This is a genomic window from Sporosarcina koreensis (genome assembly GCF_042655825.1).
Taxonomy (GTDB): Bacteria; Bacillota; Bacilli; order Bacillales_A; family Planococcaceae; genus Sporosarcina; species Sporosarcina koreensis.
The window spans coordinates 21,875-43,802 of the sequence record NZ_JBHSNP010000024.1 but is presented as its reverse complement, the minus strand read 5'-3'; the positions used below and the strand labels follow the sequence as shown (position 1 = coordinate 43,802).

General features: G+C 43.1%; 21 protein-coding genes and 1 other annotated feature. Of the genes, 6 read left to right on the top strand and 15 right to left on the bottom strand.

Going from position 1 to position 21,928, the window contains the following annotated elements; translation table 11 throughout:
* Window positions 1-134: 134 nt before the first annotated feature.
* The 7 genes from wrbA to allW form a co-directional block, all read right to left on the bottom strand.
* Window positions 135-746 carry an NAD(P)H:quinone oxidoreductase gene (wrbA, locus tag ACFPTP_RS10690; RefSeq protein WP_381444565.1) on the bottom strand — a complete coding sequence of 204 codons (612 nt, stop codon included), beginning with the start codon at window positions 744-746 and terminating at the stop codon, window positions 135-137.
* Between the two features lie 120 nt (window positions 747-866).
* On the bottom strand, window positions 867-1,805 hold the full coding sequence (locus tag ACFPTP_RS10685) for a ring-cleaving dioxygenase (protein WP_381444684.1): 939 nt from the start codon (window positions 1,803-1,805) through the stop codon (window positions 867-869).
* A gap of 86 nt (window positions 1,806-1,891) precedes the next feature.
* A complete protein-coding gene (cdaS, locus tag ACFPTP_RS10680) occupies window positions 1,892-2,527 on the bottom strand; it encodes a sporulation-specific diadenylate cyclase CdaS (protein ID WP_381444563.1) in 636 nt (211 codons plus the stop codon).
* 106 nt (window positions 2,528-2,633) lie between these two features.
* Window positions 2,634-3,866: an allantoate deiminase gene (gene allC / locus ACFPTP_RS10675; protein ID WP_465269807.1), complete on the bottom strand. Its 1,233-nt coding sequence runs from the start codon at window positions 3,864-3,866 to the stop codon at window positions 2,634-2,636.
* 26 nt (window positions 3,867-3,892) lie between these two features.
* Complete coding sequence (locus ACFPTP_RS10670; RefSeq protein WP_381444558.1) at window positions 3,893-5,164, bottom strand: MFS transporter; 1,272 nt, start codon at window positions 5,162-5,164, stop codon at window positions 3,893-3,895.
* A 29-nt stretch (window positions 5,165-5,193) separates the two neighbouring features.
* Window positions 5,194-6,525: an allantoinase gene (locus ACFPTP_RS10665; RefSeq protein WP_381444555.1), complete on the bottom strand. Its 1,332-nt coding sequence runs from the start codon at window positions 6,523-6,525 to the stop codon at window positions 5,194-5,196.
* Between the two features lie 30 nt (window positions 6,526-6,555).
* A complete protein-coding gene (gene allW, locus ACFPTP_RS10660; protein WP_381444553.1) occupies window positions 6,556-7,986 on the bottom strand; it encodes an allantoin permease in 1,431 nt (476 codons plus the stop codon).
* A 285-nt stretch (window positions 7,987-8,271) separates the two neighbouring features.
* Here allW and ACFPTP_RS10655 point away from each other — a divergent pair, with 285 nt between their 5' ends.
* From ACFPTP_RS10655 to ACFPTP_RS10645, 3 genes are all read left to right on the top strand, one after another.
* On the top strand, window positions 8,272-8,655 hold the full coding sequence (locus tag ACFPTP_RS10655; protein ID WP_381444551.1) for a RidA family protein: 384 nt from the start codon (window positions 8,272-8,274) through the stop codon (window positions 8,653-8,655).
* A gap of 233 nt (window positions 8,656-8,888) precedes the next feature.
* Window positions 8,889-9,872: a ring-cleaving dioxygenase gene (locus tag ACFPTP_RS10650; RefSeq protein WP_381444549.1), complete on the top strand. Its 984-nt coding sequence runs from the start codon at window positions 8,889-8,891 to the stop codon at window positions 9,870-9,872.
* A 19-nt stretch (window positions 9,873-9,891) separates the two neighbouring features.
* Window positions 9,892-10,485, top strand: a complete 594-nt coding sequence (locus ACFPTP_RS10645; RefSeq protein WP_381444545.1) for an NADPH-dependent FMN reductase — start codon at window positions 9,892-9,894, stop codon at window positions 10,483-10,485.
* Between the two features lie 57 nt (window positions 10,486-10,542).
* Here ACFPTP_RS10645 and brnQ read toward each other — a convergent pair whose 3' ends face one another.
* Both brnQ and ACFPTP_RS10635 read right to left on the bottom strand, forming a co-directional pair.
* Window positions 10,543-11,844, bottom strand: coding sequence for a branched-chain amino acid transport system II carrier protein (gene brnQ, locus ACFPTP_RS10640; RefSeq protein WP_381444542.1), 1,302 nt, complete (start codon window positions 11,842-11,844; stop codon window positions 10,543-10,545).
* Between the two features lie 11 nt (window positions 11,845-11,855).
* Window positions 11,856-12,662, bottom strand: a complete 807-nt coding sequence (locus ACFPTP_RS10635) for a YitT family protein (RefSeq protein WP_381444539.1) — start codon at window positions 12,660-12,662, stop codon at window positions 11,856-11,858.
* An 83-nt stretch (window positions 12,663-12,745) separates the two neighbouring features.
* Window positions 12,746-12,995, bottom strand: a binding site (T-box leader).
* A gap of 380 nt (window positions 12,996-13,375) precedes the next feature.
* Here ACFPTP_RS10635 and helD point away from each other — a divergent pair.
* Complete coding sequence (gene helD / locus ACFPTP_RS10630; RefSeq protein ID WP_381444537.1) at window positions 13,376-15,712, top strand: RNA polymerase recycling motor HelD; 2,337 nt, start codon at window positions 13,376-13,378, stop codon at window positions 15,710-15,712.
* A gap of 130 nt (window positions 15,713-15,842) precedes the next feature.
* On the opposite strand, the gene ACFPTP_RS10625 is transcribed toward helD, so the two are convergent.
* Complete coding sequence (locus ACFPTP_RS10625) at window positions 15,843-16,253, bottom strand: DoxX family protein (RefSeq protein WP_381444535.1); 411 nt, start codon at window positions 16,251-16,253, stop codon at window positions 15,843-15,845.
* Between the two features lie 80 nt (window positions 16,254-16,333).
* The gene (locus tag ACFPTP_RS10620; protein WP_381444682.1) at window positions 16,334-17,338 is read right to left on the bottom strand and encodes an LLM class flavin-dependent oxidoreductase; all 1,005 of its coding nucleotides are present in this window, start codon (window positions 17,336-17,338) and stop codon (window positions 16,334-16,336) included.
* 402 nt (window positions 17,339-17,740) lie between these two features.
* Between ACFPTP_RS10620 and yiaA the strand changes: the two genes are divergently transcribed.
* Window positions 17,741-18,157: an inner membrane protein YiaA gene (gene yiaA / locus ACFPTP_RS10615; protein ID WP_381444679.1), complete on the top strand. Its 417-nt coding sequence runs from the start codon at window positions 17,741-17,743 to the stop codon at window positions 18,155-18,157.
* A gap of 54 nt (window positions 18,158-18,211) precedes the next feature.
* Here the strand turns inward: yiaA and ACFPTP_RS10610 are convergent, their stop codons facing one another.
* The 4 genes from ACFPTP_RS10610 to ACFPTP_RS10595 form a co-directional block, all read right to left on the bottom strand.
* Window positions 18,212-18,508, bottom strand: coding sequence for an RNA polymerase alpha subunit C-terminal domain-containing protein (locus tag ACFPTP_RS10610; protein ID WP_381444532.1), 297 nt, complete (start codon window positions 18,506-18,508; stop codon window positions 18,212-18,214).
* Window positions 18,495-18,656 (bottom strand): hypothetical protein, encoded by a 162-nt coding sequence (locus ACFPTP_RS10605; protein WP_381444530.1) that lies wholly within the window; start codon window positions 18,654-18,656, stop codon window positions 18,495-18,497. Before ACFPTP_RS10605 ends, ACFPTP_RS10610 begins: the two co-directional genes overlap by 14 nt.
* Window positions 18,657-18,658: 2 nt before the next feature.
* Entirely contained in the window at window positions 18,659-19,603 is a 945-nt protein-coding gene (locus ACFPTP_RS10600; RefSeq protein WP_381444527.1) for a ring-cleaving dioxygenase, read from the bottom strand.
* Window positions 19,604-19,747: 144 nt separating this feature from the next.
* A complete protein-coding gene (locus ACFPTP_RS10595) occupies window positions 19,748-21,148 on the bottom strand; it encodes a DUF1565 domain-containing protein (protein ID WP_381444525.1) in 1,401 nt (466 codons plus the stop codon).
* Window positions 21,149-21,344: 196 nt separating this feature from the next.
* Here ACFPTP_RS10595 and ACFPTP_RS10590 point away from each other — a divergent pair, with 196 nt between their 5' ends.
* A complete protein-coding gene (locus tag ACFPTP_RS10590; protein WP_381444523.1) occupies window positions 21,345-21,905 on the top strand; it encodes a sigma-70 family RNA polymerase sigma factor in 561 nt (186 codons plus the stop codon).
* The last annotated feature ends 23 nt before the right edge of the window (window positions 21,906-21,928 follow it).

Here is a 21,928-nt window from a genome sequence, read left to right as displayed (position 1 = left end):
TCTTTAGGCGCAAAACGACTCGCTTTGGGCGCGGGATGCACTTCTTTGAGCGCAAAACGACTCGTTTTGAGCGCTGGACCTTTCATAAAAAGTATAGGGGTTGTCCAGACCTGGACAACCCCTTCACTATTACCTTATGCGTTTCCTTTTTTAACCCATTCCGCAACTGTAACTGTTCGTTTTGCTTGGTGTTTAACAGCAGCTTGCACATCCTCAATCATCTTACCGTCTTGACCGACTGTTACACTCGTCCCATAAGGATTTCCACCTGCTCCAAACAGGACAGGATCCGTGTAGCCAGGAGTTGCAATAATAGCGCCCCAGTGCATCATAGACGTATATAGGGATAGCAATGTAGCTTCCTGACCGCCGTGTGGATTTTGCGCAGAAGTCATAGCACTTACGACTTTATTAACTGTCTTCCCGCTTGCCCACAGCCCGCCTTGAATATCAAGGAATTGCTTCATTTGTGATGGCATATTTCCAAATCGGGTCGGGACACTGAAGATGATTGCATCCGCCCATTCAAGATCCTCCGATGTTGCGACCGGAACGTCTTTTGTCGCTTCGACAGTTGCTTTCCAAGCTTCATTTCCTTCAATGACTGATTGTGGGGCTAACTCCTGTACCTTTAACACTCTAACTTCAGCGCCTGCTTCCGTTGCTCCTGCTTCAGCCCATTGTGCTAATTGATAGTTTGTACCGCCCATACTATAAAAAACTACAGCTACATTTACATTTGTCATTTTTTCAGTCTCCTTTGGTTTTCCAAATAATTTTGCCAAAAAGCTCATCGTTGCACCTGCTTCTTTGGGAATTTCAAATACTGTACTGTTCTACTTATTCCCCCACAAGGAATGTTTTATTCAACCTAGTTCTCTCACCTGGATCGGTATCAATCTGCGTTCAAGCTGTTCCCTGTATTTTTCATATTGGACAGGCAGCATTAAGTGCTCACCCATTGTTTCAGGTGATTCATCATGGGCAAATCCAGGAGGGTCTGTTGCAATTTCAAATAGGATTTCTCCATGTTCCCTAAAGTAAATGGCGTTAAAATAATTTCTATCTTGAACAGGGGTGACGCCATAGCCAAATCCTTCGACATGTTGTTTCCATTCAAGCTGATCTTGATCATTGACAGCCCTCCAAGCAATATGGTGAACCGTCCCTACACCCATTCGACCGCTGCCGTTGGTTGTCATTTTTAAATCTATTACATTACCAATATCGCCGGATGAACGGAAACGGATCGTGCCCCCTTCTTCTCCAACCTTTTCAAGACCCATCACTTTTTCTAACAGCTCAGCTGTCTTTTCGGGTTGCTTGGAAAAAAGTGTTGCGCCACCGAACCCTTTGATTGCAGTGTCAGCGTTAATTCCGCCAAATTCCCAAGTATTCATTCGACCTTCTGCTCTTTCCACAATTTCGAGATGAAGTCCATGCGGATCGTCAAACGTCAAATAGTCCTCTCCAAAACGTTGTGATTTTGTGAAAGGAACGTTAAATTGCTTCAACCTATTTTCCCAAAAGACAAGGGCACCTTCAGGGATGGCATATGATGTAACCCCAACCTGTCCATCCCCAATGACGCCTTGATATGCATCTGCCCACGGAAAGAATGTAATGATCGTCCCTGGATGACCCCCTTCATCACCAAAGTAGAGATGATACGTCCCCGGATCATCAAAGTTAACGGTTTGCTTTACTAAACGTAAACCTAGGACTCCAGCATAAAAGTCTATATTTTCTTGCGGGTGTCCGACAATTGCAGTGATATGATGGATTCCACTTGTTTTATTAACCACGGACATCTTCACTCCTTCTTCACTCCCAAATTAATTATCTTGATTTCGAGATAATGATAAATCGCTTATCAATTATTGTCAACCACTTACACATCGAAGTGGGAAGGTTTTAATTGCGTAGTTACAGGATAAAGAGTTCCATTGATAGCAAATGAAACTTTACCCGTTTCCTCAGATACAACGAGGACGAGGGCGTCACTTCGTTCTGATAAACCTAACGCAGCACGATGCCGAGTGCCAAGTTTTTTATCGCCCGTATATATGCCTGATAGCGGAAGTACATTTGCCGCGGAAACAATGCGATTACGATTGATCAAAACAGCGCCATCATGAAGTGGGCTTCCAGGGAAAAAAATTGATTCCAATAAAGAATGGGTCAATTCCGCCTCTATTGGAATGCCCGGTTTTAGTAAAGGCTCAAGTGGATCATTCCTTTGAATGACAATTAAACCGCCCTGTTTCAACCGCGACATATTTTGTAGGCAAATTGATAACTCCGGATATTTGTCCGTAAAAGGTGATAAATAACAATTTAAATAAAATGTAGCGGCTTTCATTTCGATGTCCAGAAAATCTTCTTTAATTTTCTCGAATTGACTAAGAAGACAATTATTCCCGTCATCTATTGCTTCTAAATTATTCTGCAAGGCTGTTATGATTGTTCGAATATCCTCTTTCAACGTTTGTTTCATTGGCGAAAAGTCGCAATTCACTTGCTTCACGAGGATGCAGCTCCTTTTTCTACACTTTGTCCTTAGCCAAAAAGAGGGCACAGAAAAATCAATGACTTTTCTGCACCCCCTTTGACAATTACTGCGTTAACATTTTTCATTCCGTATAAGCCAATGCATACAAAGAGCTCGTCAATGCTTGAACGCCTACCGCCAATTGTTCTGGACTTGTATATTCCAATGGATTATGACTGATTCCTTCACGGCTTGGCACAAATATCATCGCTGTCGGTACAACTGGCGCTATGATCTGTGAATCATGGCCCGCGCCGCTATGCATCATTTTATAATTGAATCCATTTTCTTTCGCTTGTTTTTCAATCGTTTCAACGATTTGTTTATTCATCGGAATCGGATCCTCATCCATCCACATATCAATGGAAATTTCGACGCCTGACTCAGCCGCCACTCTTTTAATAATCGCAGTCAGTTCCTCCGTGAACTTTACAAGCATTTCTTTTTCCGTATGCCGAACGTCCAATGTGAATAATGCTTCTCCCGGAACAACGTTTACGGTATTCGGTTTTACCTCGATTTTACCGACTGTCGCAACGAGCGGATCTCCGTATTCTTTCGCCCGGCTAATGACATTGTTGATCATTTGGCTCGCGGCAAATAATGCATCCTTGCGATATCCCATCGGTGTCGTCCCTGCATGGTTCGCAACGCCTTTCACTTCAATCGTAAAACGCCTTTGCCCGACAATGCTATGGACGACTCCTATGTCTTTTCCTTCCTTCTCCAAAACATTGCCTTGTTCAATATGAATTTCAACAAACCCTTTTAAATCATTGCGGAAAGCTTTCGATTCATCTCTAAAATTAAAACCGGCTTCCCTCATCGCCTCGACAAATGGAACATCATTGAAATCCGTAATGTCCACAACGTCCTCTTTTTTCGCGATGCCGACAAAGTTTTTCGACCCCCAAAACGCATAAGGGAATCGGCTTCCTTCCTCTTCAGCAAATGACACGACTTCAAGATTTCGGAGCGGCTGGCCATGTTTTGCTTTTAACAGCCGAATCGCTAAAATACCTGCCAAAATCCCGAAGGCTCCGTCCAATTTGCCGCCATTTTTTACTGTATCCACATGGGAGCCGGTCAAGATTGTTTCATCTTTATACGTAGTGCCTTCAAAACGGCCGAAAAGATTCCCAATTTCATCATAACGAGTCGTTAATCCATCTTCCTGCATTAAATTTTCCAATGCTTTTTGCCCTTCAACCCACTCTTTTGTATAAAGCAGCCGGGTGACCCCGCCTTCGGGATCCTTTCCATATCCACCTAACCACTCTTCGAGATGAGCAATTTCGGTTGTTACATCTTTCACATTCATCCGCCCCTTTTACTATAATTTTAAGCATCCAGCACCTTTGCTTTAGGCCCTTCTTTAAAGAACATCATAAGGACGAAACCGACCGCTAGAACGATGACCGCGGAGTAGAATCCCGCTGTCATGCTTCCAGTTTTGTCTGCAAGGAAACCGACAAACCAAGGCGCAATGATCGATGAAATCATGCCGATAAAATTATAAAGACTGAAGGCGATTCCATACGCCGATTGCCGGACGTTTTCCGAGACGGAAGCAATCAGCAGCGGATCGAGTGCAATCTTGCCAAATAATCCATACACCAATAAAGCCGTAATGAGCAAAGCGGTACTATGAACATAGACCGTAGCCCAAAGTGCGACCGCAGCGATCGGGATGAGCACAAAAGCGAAGGGCTTCTTCCGCCCTAAACGGTCTGAAATATAGCTTGCAATAAGCGCCCCCGGTATGGAAGCCAATGGAACCAACGCCGATATCAAACCGACTTGACTGCCATGGAAGCCTCTTTCAGTTTCCAAAAACTTCGGCAGCCATGTGACAACGACCGTAAAGCCGTAAATGGAGCAAAACAAGACAAGAAACGTAATGAGCAGATTGCGGTTTTTCAGCAATGAAAACACCGATATTTTTTCTTCGTGCTCAGAAGCCTTCTCAGGAATTTTACTTTGTTCCAATGCATCTGGATTTTTTTCTCTCACCAGTGCGGCAATTAAAAACCCTACAAGTACTGTTAGCACACCGAAAACGTAAAAGGGAATGGTCCATTTCATTCCCATATCCAATACTAATGTGCTCGACAAGATGAAACCGAAGGCGATTCCGATTCCTGAACCGCTATTAATGATCGCACTGCCGACAGTTCTATGTTTTGCCGGAATCGCTTCGGATGACAGGGCGAATTGGGGACCATAATACGTGGCTGAAGAAAACCCTGCCAATGCACGAGCTACCAAAAAGCCGGTGAAACCAGCCATGAGGCCGCTGACGCCAGTCAAAACTCCATATAAGATGAACCCGATAACAAGGAGTTTCTTCCTGCCAAATTTATCACCGAATGCTCCAGCTGGTATTTGTGCTATTGTGTACGTCAGAAAGAAGATGCTGTTCACGAGGCCGAGCTGGGAATTATTCAAGTTATATTCCAAGCCGATGTTATTTAAAATTGGATTCAAGAAATATTTATTGGCATTGATGAACATCCATCCTAGGGTGAATGCAAAAACTGCTTTCCACCAATAGGGGATCGTCTTTTTCTGTTGCCAATCAGGTTGTGCCTCGCCTGAAGCCATAACGACCATCCCCTTTCCCCTTACCAATTCTTACTTCATTATTTTTGTATGGGTTGTCCATTTTCGAACACTACGTTGCCGCCGACAATTGTCGTCTTCACATTTCCTTTGAACGTCCTACCGACGTAAGGAGAATGTTGATGACGGTAAAACAGGTCTTCCTTTTTCAGTTCAAAGCTTTCATTCAGGTCAACGAGAGTTAAATCGGCATCATAATCAGCTGCAATCGTCCCTTTTGTTTTTAGCCCGAATATCTTGGCCGGATTTGTTGCCGTCAACTCAACGATTTTCTCCAATGGAAGATTCCGTTTAAAATGTCCTTCCGTCAGAAGAATATTCAACATGGACTGGGCTCCCGAAATTCCTCCCCATCCATCAAAAATGTTATCCGATATTACTTTCATCGATGCCGGAGCCGGGGAATGGTCGGAGCCGATCGTGTCGATTTCACCGTTTGCAACCGCTGTCCATAAATCTTCCACTTCATCCTGATCTCGTAATGGAGGGGCACATTTGGCGATAACTCCTTGTTCCTCCAGATCTTTTACAGTCAGCGACAAATAATGCGGGCACGTTTCAACAGTTATATCGACACCTCTTTGTTTCGCGTCATTGATCACTTCAACGACTTTCCGGCTGCTCGCGTGGACGATATGCAGTTTACAGCCCGTCAGTTCTGCATAGGAAAGAATTCTTCGGACCGCTTCAATCTCCGAAATGACCGGCCGCGATTCCACATAGTCCCTTGCCGACACTTTGCCTTGACCGATTCTTTCCTCCGCAAGCTGTTCACACATGACTGTGCTTTCTGCGTGAACGGCCAAAAGGGATCCCAAGGATGCAATCTCTCTCATTCCTTTATAAATTGTTTCATCATCGACGTTATGGAAATCATCGATTCCGCTTGGTGACATAAATGCCTTGAATCCAATGACGCCTCCTTCATGCAGACCCTTTAAGTCAGCCAGGTTTTCCGGTACGAGTCCACCCCAGTAATATGGGTTCACAATTGATTTTTCCTCCGCCAATTTACGTTTGATGTCTAAATTGGCTTTATCGACCGTGGGAGGCGTACTATTCAGCGGCATATCGAAAAATGATGTCGCCCCGCCGGCAGCCAAGCTTCTGCTTCCCGTCTCCAATCCTTCCCACTCGGTTCTTCCCGGCTCGTTAAAGTGAACATGCGAATCGATGACACCTGGAAAGACATGAAGCCCCTCAGCATCTATCTCCTGTCCAGCTGTCGCCTCAATCGGCTTGCCAACAGAAACTTCAACGATTTTTCCGTTCTTTACGGCAATATCTCCTTTTTCCGTTGCATCCGCCGTAACAATCGTTCCGTTTTTAATGATCAAATCGTAATTTTCCATGTGAAATCCCTCCATTTTTTTTCATTCAATTCAATGAGCCCTATTTGTTCTACGCTTCTCCAGCACGCTATACAGAATAAAGGCTGAAATAATGCCCACAAACCACGACATATCGTAAAGCGGTTTAAAGAACGGGATAAAATTGCCGATTAAGCAAAGCGTTCCCGCAACAACTAGCGTAATGATTGCATTTGCATTAAAACCTTTCGCGTAGTTGTACTTTCCACCTTTTGAATACAATTCACCTAAGTCCAATTCTGTTTTTGAAACGATATAATAATGGGCGAGCATAACACCTGTAATGGGCGCCAATAAGCCTCCAATGATACTTAGGAATGTAAAGATGCTTGTCGCATTCTCCATCAGCTTCCATGGCATGACGAGAACGCCAATGACTGCGGCAATCGTTGCGCCTGATTTAAACGTCAGCTTTTTCGGGAATAGCGATGCCAATTGATAACCGGCGGGAACAATATTTCCTGTCACATTCACCGATAATGTCGTCAAGCAAAGCGTTAGGACGGATATCGCGATTGCAAACGTACTGTCGAATCGGGCAACGACGTCAAGCACATTCCATATGGGAGTCCCAAAGGCAATTTCAGAACCTACAATGATCGAAATACTTGCGACAGCGAACAATAGATAGGTCACAACTAACCCGACCGTTTGCCCGACCGCCTGACTTTTCGTAGAGACGGCCAATCTTGTGAAGTCCGCTACACTTACCATCGGCGCCGCCCAAGCAGCGATGACTGCTGTCATTGCCGCTATAAAGATGACTACGGAATTTCCACTAACCCCACTCCCGGTATAAGCTAAAATCGGGCCAATCCCTCCGGCCAATTTAATGGCCCAGATCGCCATGCCGCCAAATACGATATAAACAAGCGGTGAAAGGATATTTGTAAACTTCCCTAGAAATTTCATACCTCCGTATATTAAAGCCACGTTGAATAGCCAAAATACTAAGAATGAAATTAATGCAGGCAATGACAACCCCAAAAGACTCCAATTCCCGCCCAGTGCCAAGAATGGCGGCCAAAGCTTGGCGATAAGAATGGACAAGGCCTGGCTTCCCGCATATGTCTGAAAACCGAACCACATGATTGCGGCAATAACCCCTCTTAATATCCCTGGAACCATTGCACCCTTTGTTCCGAAAGATGAGCGGATCAGCATTGCAAAAGGCAGACCATATTTGGATCCCGCCTGCCCATTCAGAACCATGATGACCGATATAATAATGGAGGCACTCACGATTGCGGCGAAAACCTGTCCGACAGATAACCCTAAAGCAAATAGTCCGCCGATGGCAATATAGTTCGGTATATTATGTACGGAACCCATCCATACAGTCGCATAATTTCCGATGCTCCAGCTTCGTTCCTCCGGCTTCGTCGGCAAGATATCATCGTTGAAGCCTTCCTTCTTTAATTGCTCTCGATTGAGTTCCTCCAATCGGATCTACCTCCCGGGTAAGGATGAATTGGCATTTTGAAAAAGTCTTAGCGCAATCGTATGGTCGACTAAACCGCCCTTATTATTCATCGTTGTACGAACTTGGCTTTCCTTATTATGCGTCTCATCTTTCTTCTATATCCAAATAGCTTTGCATCACAAACATAGAAGAGCGATATCTACCGATAATAGGATGTTCGAATTAGATAAAGGCCCAAATCCTATACAAAGAGTGTTTCGTAGGCTATGATGGAATATCAGCTCAACTATTTAGGAGGAATCATGATGGCAAGAAAGGCTTATGAAGTAAAGGGCTCAACAGCATCAGGTCCGTATTCGGCTGCGGTGGACGCAGGCGATTTAGTTTATTTATCGGGGCAAACCGCAATGAACTCCGCTTCAGCGGAAAACGTCGCAGGTGACATTGCCGCGCAAACAAAGCTATGCTTCGATCATTTGTTTGAGGCGCTGGAAGCAGCGAATCTCACACCTGATGATGTTGTAAAAGTAAATGTATATTTAACAGATATGAAGTATTTTTCCGCAATGAACGAGGTATATGCAACGAAGTTTTCAAAACCTTATCCTGCAAGAACTTGTGTCGCAGTGCTGGCATTGCCACTTGGAGCAGACGTGGAAATCGAAGCGATTGCAAAAAAACCTAACTAAACCTACTATCAAAATGCGTCCGGCAAGGGTGAGAAATCACTTCCGGACGCTCTTTTCATCGCTCTGAACTAAATGATTGACGCACAGGTATGAGCATGTTATTATTATCTTGAATTAAAGATAAATTAATTCAAACGAACCTAAAGGCATTAAAACATTGTTAGTTCAAGAGCTATCAAATTTTTTTAACTATATATCTCGAATTCAAGACAAATACAAGGAGGAATTTACACATGAACGAATTAACAGGTATTCACCACGTAACAGCCATTACGAGCAGTGCAGAGAAGATCTATGATTTCTTCACGTATACATTAGGGGTGCGCCTTGTAAAGAAAACTGTCAACCAAGATGACATTCAAACGTATCACCTATTTTTCGCGGACGATGCAGGCAATCCAGGGACGGATATGACATTTTTCGATTTCCCCGGGATTCAGAAAGGGGTGCATGGGACAAATGAAATTTCAAAAACCTCTTTCCGTGTACCGAGCGACGCTGCACTTGAATATTGGGTGAAACGCTTCGATAAATTCGATGTGAAGCATAAAGGCATCCAGCAGCAATTCGGTAAAAAGGTCTTGCCGTTTGTCGATTTTGATGATCAGCAATACCAACTCATTTCCGATGAGTTCAATGAAGGGGTCGAATCAGGGACGCCATGGCAAAAAGGACCGATTCCATTGGAGTTCGCCATTACAGGGCTCGGACCCGTCCATATTCGCACTTCCCTCTTTGATCATGTGAAAGAGATGTTGGAACAGGTATTTTTAATGAAGGAAATTGCACAAGAAGAAGCATTCCACTTGTTCGAAATGGGCAAAGGCGGAAACGGCGCCCAAGTTGTTGTGGAATATAACACTGTTCTCCCTCAATCGCGTCAGGGTTTCGGCACAGTCCATCATACAGCGTTCCGTGTTGAGGACCGGGAAGAAATCGATGCATGGCAACAACGCCTGCACGGTTTCCAATTGCCAAACTCAGGCTTTATCGACCGTTATTTCTTCGGCTCGTTGTATACGAGAATCGCACCTTCGATTCTGTTCGAATTGGCGACGGACGGTCCTGGCTTCATGGGTGATGAGCCGTATGAAACGCTTGGAGAAAAACTATCGTTGCCACCATTCTTCGAAAGCAAACGCGAGACAATCGAAGGACTCGTACGGCCAATCGATACCGTCCGCAGTACAAAAAAAATTGAAAAAGAATACTTGTGAGGAGGTGAAACTTTAAAAGATGGGACTTTTTGATAAATTATTCGGATCTAATCAACAGGAGGAACAAACAATGACAAAATTAAATATCGGTATTATTTTAGGATCAACTCGTGATGGACGTGTGAGCCCTCAAGTAGGTGCTTGGGTAAAAGAATTGGCAGATCAACGCGGAGACGCTACCTATACAGTAATTGATATCGCAGATTACAAATTGCCATTGCTAGGCGAGCCAGGAAGCGACGCTTCAGGCGCAGCTGCATGGTCAGAAATCGTTGGAAAACAAGACGGATTTGTATTTATCGTACAAGAATACAATCACTCCATTACGGGAGCGCTTAAAAACGCATTAGACTTCCTTCGTGAAGAATGGAACAACAAAGCAGCTGGTATCGTATCGTACGGTTCAGTAGGCGGCGCCCGTGCAGCTGAACATCTACGCGGCATCCTTGGCGAACTATCCGTAGCGGACGTTCGTGTACACCCGGCTCTATCCTTATTCACTGACTTTGAAAACGGAACAGATTTCAAACCAGCGGAAGTACAAGCTTCTTCCATAAATCAAATGCTAGACCAAGTTATCCCTTGGGCGACAGCATTGAAAACAATTCGATAATAATAAAGAGTAACTATCCCTTGCTAACAGTCTGCAAGTAAGATAGTTACTCTTTTTTCATTTGTAAGATTCTCTTCTAAACCTATCAATCCCGTAACCAATCAATGCCGCAATGAATGCCGGAAGGATCCAGCCCAGTCCGTGTTCAAAGAACGGGACAACGCTTAACATGTCGGTCAAGACCTCAACTTTAACACCTACGTTCGCCAACACCTCATATAATGCAAAAATCGATGTCACAAGAACCGATAAGCGGTACATCATCTTCCCGCCGCCCGCAAAATGCTGGAACAGGGAAAGAATCACTAACACAATGGAAATCGGATAAATGAACACCAACAGAGGTACTGCCAAACTAAGAATCGTACTCAACCCTAAATTGGACACCAACAAGCCGATTAACACAAAAATAGCGACATACGAACGGTAATGAATTTTCGGATAAATTTCGTTAAAGAATCTCGCACAGGCGTTGATCAACCCGACACAAGTCGTCAAACACGCCAGCGTTACAATTAATCCGAACAGAAGCCCGCCGCCACTGGCGAACAATAAGTCAGATGCGACAGTCAGAATTTCCGCTCCATTTGCAAAGTCAGTTTCCTTCGGTATGACCTTGCCGATCCACCCCAAGGAGACATAAACGACGGCCAGTCCAAGTCCTGCTATGACGCCAGCCCACAATGTCCCTTTCACCAGCTCCGACTTGGATGCCGCACCTTTATCCTTCAAAGCATTGATGACGACAATCCCGAACGCCAGCGCCGCCACAGCATCCATCGTGAAATACCCTTCCACGAATCCTTTGACAAATGGGGCTGAAACATAATTCCCCGCCGCAGGAGAGGCGATATTTTCAAATTTCATGAAAGCACGGATAACAAGCAAAGCCAATACTAGCAATAAAATAGGAGTCAAAAGCTGGCCAATGCGATCTACAATTTTCTTCGGATTTAAGCTTATGAAGTACGTCACTCCGAAAAATATCAAGGAGAAAACGAGCAGCGCAAACCAGCCATTGACGTCCACAATTTGTTTTACGCCCAGCTCATACGCAACGTTTGAAGCCCTCGGTATACCGTAAAAAGCCCCGATCGACATATAGATGATGATTGCGAAAACCAATCCGAACAGTTTATTGACCCTGTTGCCAATGGACACGAGCCCATTTTCAGATAGGGCGATCGCCATGATTGCCATGAACGGCAGAAGGACACCGGTAATCAAAAATCCGGTAATTGCCGGTCCGAAGTTATTCCCTGATTCCAACCCTAGAAGAGGCGGAAAGATAAGATTTCCGGCCCCGAAAAATAATGAAAACAGCATAAGTCCTGAAAACAATACATTTTTTCTAGTCATCATAAATCCCCCTAATTCTTAGCGAAAACACCGTCTACTTCAACGGTCTCAAATATATTAATAAATGCGGTCTCATCATAATCACGGACAATCTTTTTCACTTGCAGCATTTCGTAACGCGTAACGACGGTCATTAAAATATGCTTCTTCTCTTGGGTATAGCCGCCGTATCCTTCCGTAATCGTAATGCCCCGGTAGATGGACTTCAATAAATCTTCCCGTATTGCCTCCCCTTTCGAAGTGACAATCTGCATCGTCAATTTGATGTGATTTGTGTGGATGCTATCAATCATTTTGCCAGTCAGGTAGATAGATAAAAGCGTATATAAAGCGATATTCCAGTTGAAGGCAGCACCGGATATAAGAACGATGACGCCATTCATACCCGTCAGAAGAAGGCCGATACTGACATTGCTCGTGCGTGATAGGATGATTGCAATAATATCCAACCCACCTGAAGTGCCGGAGAATTTTAATATTAAACCGACGCCAATTCCTCCTATGACGCCTCCGAAGATCGTCGACAACAAAATATTATCTGTCACCGCAACGACCGGCAGGACGTATAAGAAAAATGAAAGAGACAAAACACAAACGAGTGTATTGAGCGTTATCAACCTTCCCAGCTTAACGTATCCTAAGATGAGCAAAGGCAGATTGAGCAAGAGGTTCATTAAACCAATATCAAACGGAGTAATTAACCCGATCAAAATAGCTATCCCACTAATTCCGCTGCTTAAAATCCCATAGGGAACTAGAAAGAAATTGAAGGCAAACGCAACAATCAATGAACCCGCGACGACAACTAAATTTTTCATTACCTTGAACCTCCTGATTAATCCGTGAGTTGAATGCTTCTTTCTCTCTCCTGATTTTTCCGCATATAAAAAACTCGCCCCTAAATAGGGACGAGTTTGTGCTCGCGATACCACCCATATTCCGCAAGTTCCCCAAAAAGAAACAATGCGGCGCTCAGTCAACGTACAATCATACGTGTTCCATATAACGGTGGAAGTCCGGTAAAGCTTACTGTTTTCAGCTTTACATCTCGGAGATGATTTTCGGATAAGATCTGTCCATCGACTTTCACCAAGCGTCGACTCTCTAGAGAACAGAGTTCCTCTCTTACTATTTCTCGTCACTGATTATTATTATTACAATATAATCTAGCAGAGAGTGATTCGAAAAGTCAATATGCTTTAGTCAGTTCATAATCTTTAGATCATTCACCTAACGAGTACAACCAATTTTTCCGGACGGATTCTTCTCCCGTTGTCATTCACTTTCATCCAGACTGCAAGTTGATGCCTTGAATGAAAAAACCCCTTCCCGTTTCAATTCGAGAAGAGGCCGTAGCAATCAATACGTATAAAATTTCAGTTCGCCCATTGAATTCAGCGCGATTTTATGGTAAATTAATAAAGATAGACACTGTATAGTTAAGTGAATATATTATCCCTAATTTAATTATACGACATAATCTATCCATCAGTCAACCCTTTTTACTCATTTTTTTAAAGGAGTGTTTGCTATGGAATCAAAATTTCAGCAGGAGCAGCAAAGAGTGGACAATGTAATGGGAGTCATTACGGGACGGATTCGCAAATTGGAAGAAGATACGGCCCGGCAGCGGAATGAGGTTGTGCAGATCCGCAGGCATTTCTGGGATGAAGTCAAAGTCAATGTGGATACGTTTGACGATTATCTTGAAACAATTATCGGTTTGAGACAAGAAGCGCAAGCATTAGCTGTCAGCCAATCAACTCATCGCCATGCTTCCAAACGATTGGCCACATTGCGTCGGATGAAAGAAGCTCCTTATTTTGGACGAATTGATTTCATTGAAGAAGGTGAGACAACTGAAGAACAAATCTATATTGGAATCGCTACGCTATCTGATGACAGTGGTGAAGATTTCCTTGTCTACGACTGGCGGGCGCCGATTTCAAGTGTCTACTATGATTACCAGCCAGGAGATGCTTCGTATGTAACTCCCGGTGGAGTTATCGAAGGGAAATTGGAGAAGAAGTGGCAGTACTTGATTCGCGGAGGCGTTTTGCAATCAATGTTCGACACGAGTCTCACGATTGGAGACGAAATTTTACAGCAAGTACTCGGTCAAGGCACTGACAAACATATGCACAGCATCGTGGCAACTATTCAGGAAGAGCAAAACAGGATCATCCGGCATGATCATGGAAAACTTCTTATCGTGCATGGACCTGCCGGCAGTGGAAAGACGTCTGCCGCCTTGCAGCGGATCGCTTATTTGCTCTATAAATACCGTGACAGTCTGAACGCGGACCAGATCATTCTTTTTTCGCCGAACACGTTGTTCAACAGTTATGTGTCCAACGTACTGCCCGAGCTAGGTGAAGAGAATATGCAGCAAGTCACCTTTCAGGAATACTTGAATCATCGGTTGAGCAAGAACTTTCAAGTTGAAAACCCTTATGATCAATTAGAATATGTCCTAACTGCAACGGATTCCCCTTCCTATCAGGCTAGAGTAGCAAGCATCCAATTCAAGGCTTCACCCCTTTTCTTCGAAGCGATTGAAGCCTATCGGGAGTCATTAGAGGTTTCCGGCATGAAGTTCAAAGACTTGCTCTTAAGAGGAAAGCCGGTTGTGTCCGGGGAGCAAATCGCCGAACGGTTTTATCGAAAAGACACATCGCTCCGCTTCCATAATCGACTCGAAAAGTTGAAGGATTGGCTGCTGAATAAACTAAAAGAAGCGCAAAATGTTGAACGGCATGAACCGTGGGTGCAAGAGAGAATCGAGCTGCTTAGCGACGAGGAATATAATAAAGCACATGCGTACTTAGCAAAAAAGCGCGGGTTTAAGAGAGACTCCATCGCCGATTATGAGATGGACACCAAAGAATTGGCCCAATTGATTGTACAGCAGAGATTGAAGCCGCTACGGAAACAGGTGCGGGAATTTGAGTTCATCGATATGAAGGGGATCTATAAGCAGCTTTTTGCAAAACCTCTGCAAATCAAACAATGGATGAACGGGGACACACCGGGGGAATGGCCAGCTATCTGCGAAGCAACACTAAAGATGTTAGATGAAGATCAACTTAGCTACGAGGATGCAACTCCCTATTTACTGCTGAATGAGCTCATCAAAGGCTTTCAAGCGAATCGTACAATTAAACATATCGTTGTTGACGAGGCCCAGGATTATTCACCTTTCCAATTCGAGTTTTTGAGAAGATTATTTCCGTCGGCAAAGATGACCGTGTTAGGAGATTTCAATCAGGCAATTTTCGCCCATGCAAGCGAAACAGCTGATTTCAATATACTTACAAATTTATTTGGCCCCGATGAATCGGAAGTGATCAATATGGCAAGAAGCTACCGATCCACAAAGCCGATCATCGAATTCACGCGAAAACTAGTGCCAAACGGCGATCAGATCATTCCTTTTGAACGTGAAGGCGAGCGGCCAGAACTGAAGCAAATGAGGGATCATGCAGAACTCCATCGCTGCATCGCTTCCAAAGTCGCTGATTACCAGGACGCCGGCTATAACACCATTGCGATCATATGTAAATCAGCCGAGGAAAGCAGAAGTGCATACGAAGCCCTGGCTGCAATCGATGATATCAAGCTGTTGCGGATTGGTTCAATGGAATATGAGCAAGGCGTTGTCGTAGTACCATCGTATTTGGCAAAAGGCATCGAATTCGACGCGGTCATCATTTACGATGCGTCGGAGCATGTTTACGGCGACGATAGCCTTCGCAGGATTTTCTACACCGCCTGCACGAGGGCGATGCATGATTTGCAAGTATATAGCGTTGGGGAGCCGACCCCGCTGTTGCAAACCGTCCCGCAAAATTGTTTTATTATAGAATGATTGAGTTAGATGTATTACCGCAAACTAAATCAGCCGGCATTATCGTCAATAAAAAGTAGCCTAATTTCCCGATATGTTAAACGGGAAATTAAGCTACTTTCTCTTTTATTACAGCTCAAGCGTTAATCTTTTAATTTATTTCTTTTTCAGTTGCAAAGATTTTATTATCCAAGGAAAGCAACCGACTTCCGCTAATTAAAAGTACAGCTGCGATGGCTAATAGAGCTACATCCAATTCATATCCTGCTGTTTCAGCTCCCATGAAGCCTACAGACAATTTTGCGGTGAAAATGGCACCAAGCAATACGATAACTAGTAGTGCAGAGAAGATTCTCGTTCCTACTCCTAAAATTAACGCAATTCCTCCAAGCAACTCAATGAAAGCTACTGCATAACCGAGAAAACCTAAAATACCAATACTCTCAAACCAACCTGCTACATTCCCAAGACCCATTTGAAACTTTGCAATCCCATGCACTAAGAAAGTTATCCCTAACACTACTCGAAGAATTAAAAGACTCCATTCATATTTTTTAACCATAACTCATACTCCTCTACCTATTAAGATTAATTTTTTGTAAGATCGTCTCTAAAATTTATTGAGCGGTCTGCGTACTTTATCTATACAGTTGCTTTCCTGACAATCGGAGCTACCTCCGTAGCTAACAACTCGATACTCTTAGCTACTTTCTCAAACGGTACACCACCAATATCAAGCTGCGCCATGAACCGTTGGTGTCCAAAAAGTTCATATTGACGTAGGATTTTCTCAACAATCTGTTGTGGGCTTCCTACGAACAAAGCGGTGTCAGGAGCCGTAAGTTGCTCAAACTCAGAATATGAAATCCTTCCTGAAACCATCCCCCGCTGACGGTTTACAGTTGGCCAGTAATTTGAATAATACGGATAGAATTCATCTTTGGCTTGTTGAGTCGTCTCTGAAAGATATCCATGACCGGTAACTCCGACTTTTAGCTCTTCCACACCATGCCCAGCCTCGATGCCTGTTTGACGGTATAGATCCACCAATGGTTTGAATCGTTCAGGGTCACCTCCTAGGATTGCTAATGCCATCCCGACACCCAATTTGCCGGCACGGACTGCGCTACTTGGAGTCCCTCCAACACCAATCCATATAGGCAATTCCTTTTGTAAGGGGCGAGGTGCGATTTCAGCATTTCGCAATGGCGAACGGAAGCGGCCCTCCCAAGTCATCCTCTCGTTTTTGTTCAGCTTTAAAAACAACTCGATGTTTTCCGAGAACAAGGCATCATAATCATTTGTGTCATAACCAAAAAGAGGGAATGATTCAACAAACGCGCCACGACCGGCAATTATTTCTGCACGTCCATCCGATAGCAAATCCAATGTAGCAAAGTCTTCAAACAGACGAACCGGGTCAACTGTGCTTAAAACGGTAGTCGCACTTGTCAGTTTGATTCGTTTAGTTATTTGGGCTATGGAGGCTAATACGACAGGAGGTGAGGAGATGGCGTAGTCTAATCGATGATGTTCACCTACTCCGAAAATATCCAGTCCGGCCTCATCAGCAAGTTTTGCCGCCTCTATAATTTCCTTCACTCTCTGCCCTGCACTACTCGTTTTACCTGTAAACGGATTTGCCATTATATCTGCAAGTGTATAGAGTCCGATTTCAATCAATTTATCCACCTCCCATTGCCACCAACTACAAACAATTTGTTACTTACTTACTTTATGTAAGTAACTATATAACCCACACTAGAAATAGTCAAGTAACTAATTTAAAAATAATAATTCAATTATCTTTGTCCTTCTTTAGCCTCTCTTATGAAAGACTAGAAAAATGGTCACGAAACTGGTTGGAAACATACCACAAGCCTCCAAAAGAGATTTGCCACATGAATATTCATTAGAAAAGATGGGATTTGGAAGAATATGTTGCCGATGTAAACCCCTTTGGATATGATAATCTAAAAGGATGGTGAATTTTCAGTGAAAAATGAAGTGGAAGATTTATTTGATAGAGATAAACAACATGAACCGAAAATGAAAGTGGAAAGAAAGGACGGGGAGCCGACTGCAGCTTTTAAAGGTGCTTCCTGGGCGGCTTTGTTAATTGGAGCTTCTGCTTATTTAATAGGATTGTTTAACGCAGCGATGGAGCTGAATGAAAAAGGATATTACTTTGCGATATTAATATTCGGACTCTATTCTTCCGTATCGTTGCAAAAAGCGGTAAGAGATAAAGAGGAAGGGATTCCAGTTACGAATATTTACTACGGTATCAGCTGGCTCGCACTTCTTATAGCCATTCTATTGATGGGTATCGGACTGTACAATGCGGGAAGTATCGTTTTAAGTGAAAAAGGGTTTTATGGTATGGCGTTTGTTCTTAGTGTCTTTGCAGCAATCACCGTTCAGAAAAATATTAGGGATACACAGAAAGCAAGAGGGATGGATTAAGCCGCATTTTTTAAAAAATCCTACTGATTGTAACCCAGTCAGTAGGATTTTTTACTACCTTTTAAATGATAACCCATTTGTCTTTAAAGCCTCTCTAAGCTTCGGTAAGGAAGCTGGCCCCATACCGTGCCATTGCAAAATATCTTTTTCACTAAATTTCGATAGCTGTTGCAATGAAATGACCCCATTGTTTTCCAACGCCCGTCTTGCCGGAGCTGATAGTTCTGAAAGAAATCCGGTGTCAGGTTTGCGCTCCAGCTCACATATTGGGCAGGTAGGGCAGTCGCTGCTTTTATAGTAGGTATGTCCTTTGCTGCAAGTCCTTGCCGTTTTTTTCTTACAAGTTGTCATTGGCACTATTCCCCCCTTCATTCAAATTTGCCACTCTGTAATGTTCGGCGGAAACGTGCTTTCCTGTTATTGGGTTAGGAATGTGATCACCTAATGAATAAAGCCCAAATCCCATGCCAGTTGCAGGTCTGATTCGATACTTTTCCATAATTAATTCTCCTCGATCGGCCGTAGTTTTTCTTCAATTTCCTCACGACGTCCCTCTAAAAATGGCGGCAAGTCTAATTTCTCGCCTAATGTTTCGATATTACCATCGATTGTAAAGCCCGGTCCATCTGTCGCGATTTCAAATAGAATTCCGTTTGATTCTCGGAAATACAGGCTTTTAAAGTAGAAGCGGTCCACAATGCCGGATGAGTGGAAGCCCCGTGCCCGCACTTTTTCATCCCAATATGCCAACTCCTTGTCGTCTTTGACACGAATTGCTAAATGGTGGATACTGCCGCGCCCTGGTTTTTCGGATGGACCGTCTAGATATTTCACTACGATCTCGCCGAAAACTTCCCCTTTAACCGATTGGAAGATCGCCTCTTCTTCCGTACGTGACACTTCCGTATAGCCGAAGACTTCTGTAAGTGTAGATGCAAGTTTGTCGAGCCTGCGAACAGTAATTTCCACTGACCCCATGCCTTGAATTTGATGCTCTTCTGGCACAGTGGATTTCTCCCAAGTCTCCCAATGGCCAACTTTCTCACCGTTAGACACCTGAAGTACCATGCGCAAGCCTTCTGTATCTTCAAAGTGCAAAGCAGGACGGTTTGTGTATGTCGTAATGTCACCATGTTGTACACCCAATTCCTCAAAACGTGCTTTCCAATAAGCTAAGCTTGCCTCTGAAGGGACGAGCAATCCGATTCCGGTAATAGCATTTGTGCCCCGGTGGGTGCTGCCTACAACCGGAATCTCAAAAAATGATAGTTCCGTACCCGGGCTCCCTGTTCTATCCCCGTAAAATAAGTGATACATGGACGGAGAGTCCTGATTGACTGTCATTTTCACACGACGCAACCCAAGTACCTCTTTGTAGAAATGATTGTTTTGACTTGCGTTTTTCGTGATCATCGAAATATGGTGATGTCCTGGAATTGTAAACATGATTTGTTCCTCCTTTTAATTTTTAACACAAGTTGGGAGTCACCAGACTTATCCTAATTCTTATAGCTTATTATACGGGCATGCTTTCATTAAATGTAGTATGACAAAATCCGACCGAGCGTTGAACCGCTCAGTCGGATTATGCTAATCTTCCATATTTTTTATCGCCGGTGAATTTTTTTTCAGTCTAAAATCATATTTTTTTTCGTTTTTAAATTTCGGATTCACATAAATTGATTGCGTATCGCCGTTTGAAGCAACTATAAAATCCGAAAAAGAAGTGTATTCTTCCTCTTTCCATACCCAAATACCGGTTTTTCCTTTTTCCTTATGAAATATATTTTTTTGCAGCCGGTTTTCCTCGTTTGTCGGAAAGTAGTTGGCGATAAATAATCGAGAAGATCCTGCAGTCAAAATATTTTTTTCGATTACATTATTTTTTGTATCATGCTGTATTAATAGCTGTCCCCCGTCTAAGCCCTTCGTGTCATTTCGATAGATAATATTGTGGGAAATCGTGGAATTTACTGTCCCTCCACGTTTTTCATCGTACCCGCCAATTGATATTCCTGTGTAAAAATTATGATAAACGATATTGCTGTTAATGGTAATTTGATCAGCATATTTACCGGCATGTTCGGATGTCGCTTCGATACCGATATCGCATTTATAAATAGTATTCCCTTCAATTGTTATGTTTTTCCCACCATCTATATATATCCCGCCTGCGGCATAATCTTCTCCGTACGCTGGATTGCCATACGAGGAGATTTCGTAAACTTTATTATTTTTCACAACGCCATTTCGCACATAGTCAGCATTTTTATCAGTAGAGATCCCCTCATAACCAATCAGATCAATACCGATATTATCGCTCCGACGCACAAGATTATTTTCCACCTTAAACCCGTCAATATTTCCATTCAGTACAATCGTTTCACTTGAACCGAGTTTCAAATCCTCCACGGTATTATGAAGTATATTGATGTCTTTCATTGGCCCCGTTCCATAAATGGCGATACCATGCCCATTTCCTCCTTTTGCTTGGGTTTCAATTCGCCGGACATGGTTGTTCTCCAATATGATATGACTGCTATTTCCAGTCACAAAAATCCCCATTACCGTTTCATCTGCTACATCAGTCTTTACATCCTGTATCGTTATTCCATTAATCGTTATATAGTTTTTATTTTTTATCGTAACTAAGGCGGTGTTCCCTTCAATATCCTCTACATTCTTCCCACTTAGCACAACCTTTTCTTTTTTATAGGAGCTAAAAATAATAGGTTTTGATTTTGTTCCGCTATGCTGAACGATAAGCTTTTCATTATATGTGCCCTTTCGGATGTAGACAGTCGTGCCCGCTGTTGCTTCTGAAGCAGCCTTTGCTAGTGTTCGGAACGGCTTTGATTTTGTACCCTCATTTTGATCATTTCCATTTACGGATACGTATATAGCATTTTTATTTTCCGGTTCACGGTCAAGTAAGACAAAGAAGATCAAAATAGCTGCTGCAGCCAAGAGGATTATAAGGATTTTTTTCATTCGATCTTCCCCTTTAAAATCAATTTGACGTATAAGTATATTCAAATGGCTGTCAAAATAGAAGATGCGAATAATCTCCTACCTAGCATACTACCCCTTTCTAAAATGAGTTATCATTATAAGAATTAAACATTTAAATAATTTTGAATCGAAATGAACTTTAGTAGAGTCTAATAGAGTGAAGGGGGTGTGCGGAATGATTGCTATCCAAAGTACACTTATTGAAAAAGCTCAATCGGGGGATGAAAACGCCTTCTATGAACTACTTGAACCATTACAGGCACAATTGTATCGAATAGCATTTGTTTACGCCCGAAATGAAGATGATGCTGTTGATATTTTTCAACAATCTGTTATTCGCGCTTATGAAGGATTACCTAAATTAAAAGAGCCAAAGTACTTCTCCACATGGCTAACACGAATTGTTATAAATTGCAGTAAATCATACATAGAAAAAAATAAACGAATCGAACTGATTGATCCAAATAAATTTGATAACTATGAAGCGAATAGCCCTTCTTATGTAGATGAACAATTGGATTTATGGCAGGCATTAAGCCGGTTAGAGGAAAAATATACAACAGTATTAGTGCTTCGCTATTATCAAGACCTAGCCGTAAAGGAAATTGCCCTCATTTTGGACTGTCCAGAAGGTACTGTTAAAACAAATATTCGACGAGGTTTACAAGCTTTGCGTAGACAGTTGAAAGGAGCGTATATAGATGAGTGGGTTCAATCCATTGAAGGAAGTGATTGAAAAAATTCCTGTTCCGCAGTCTA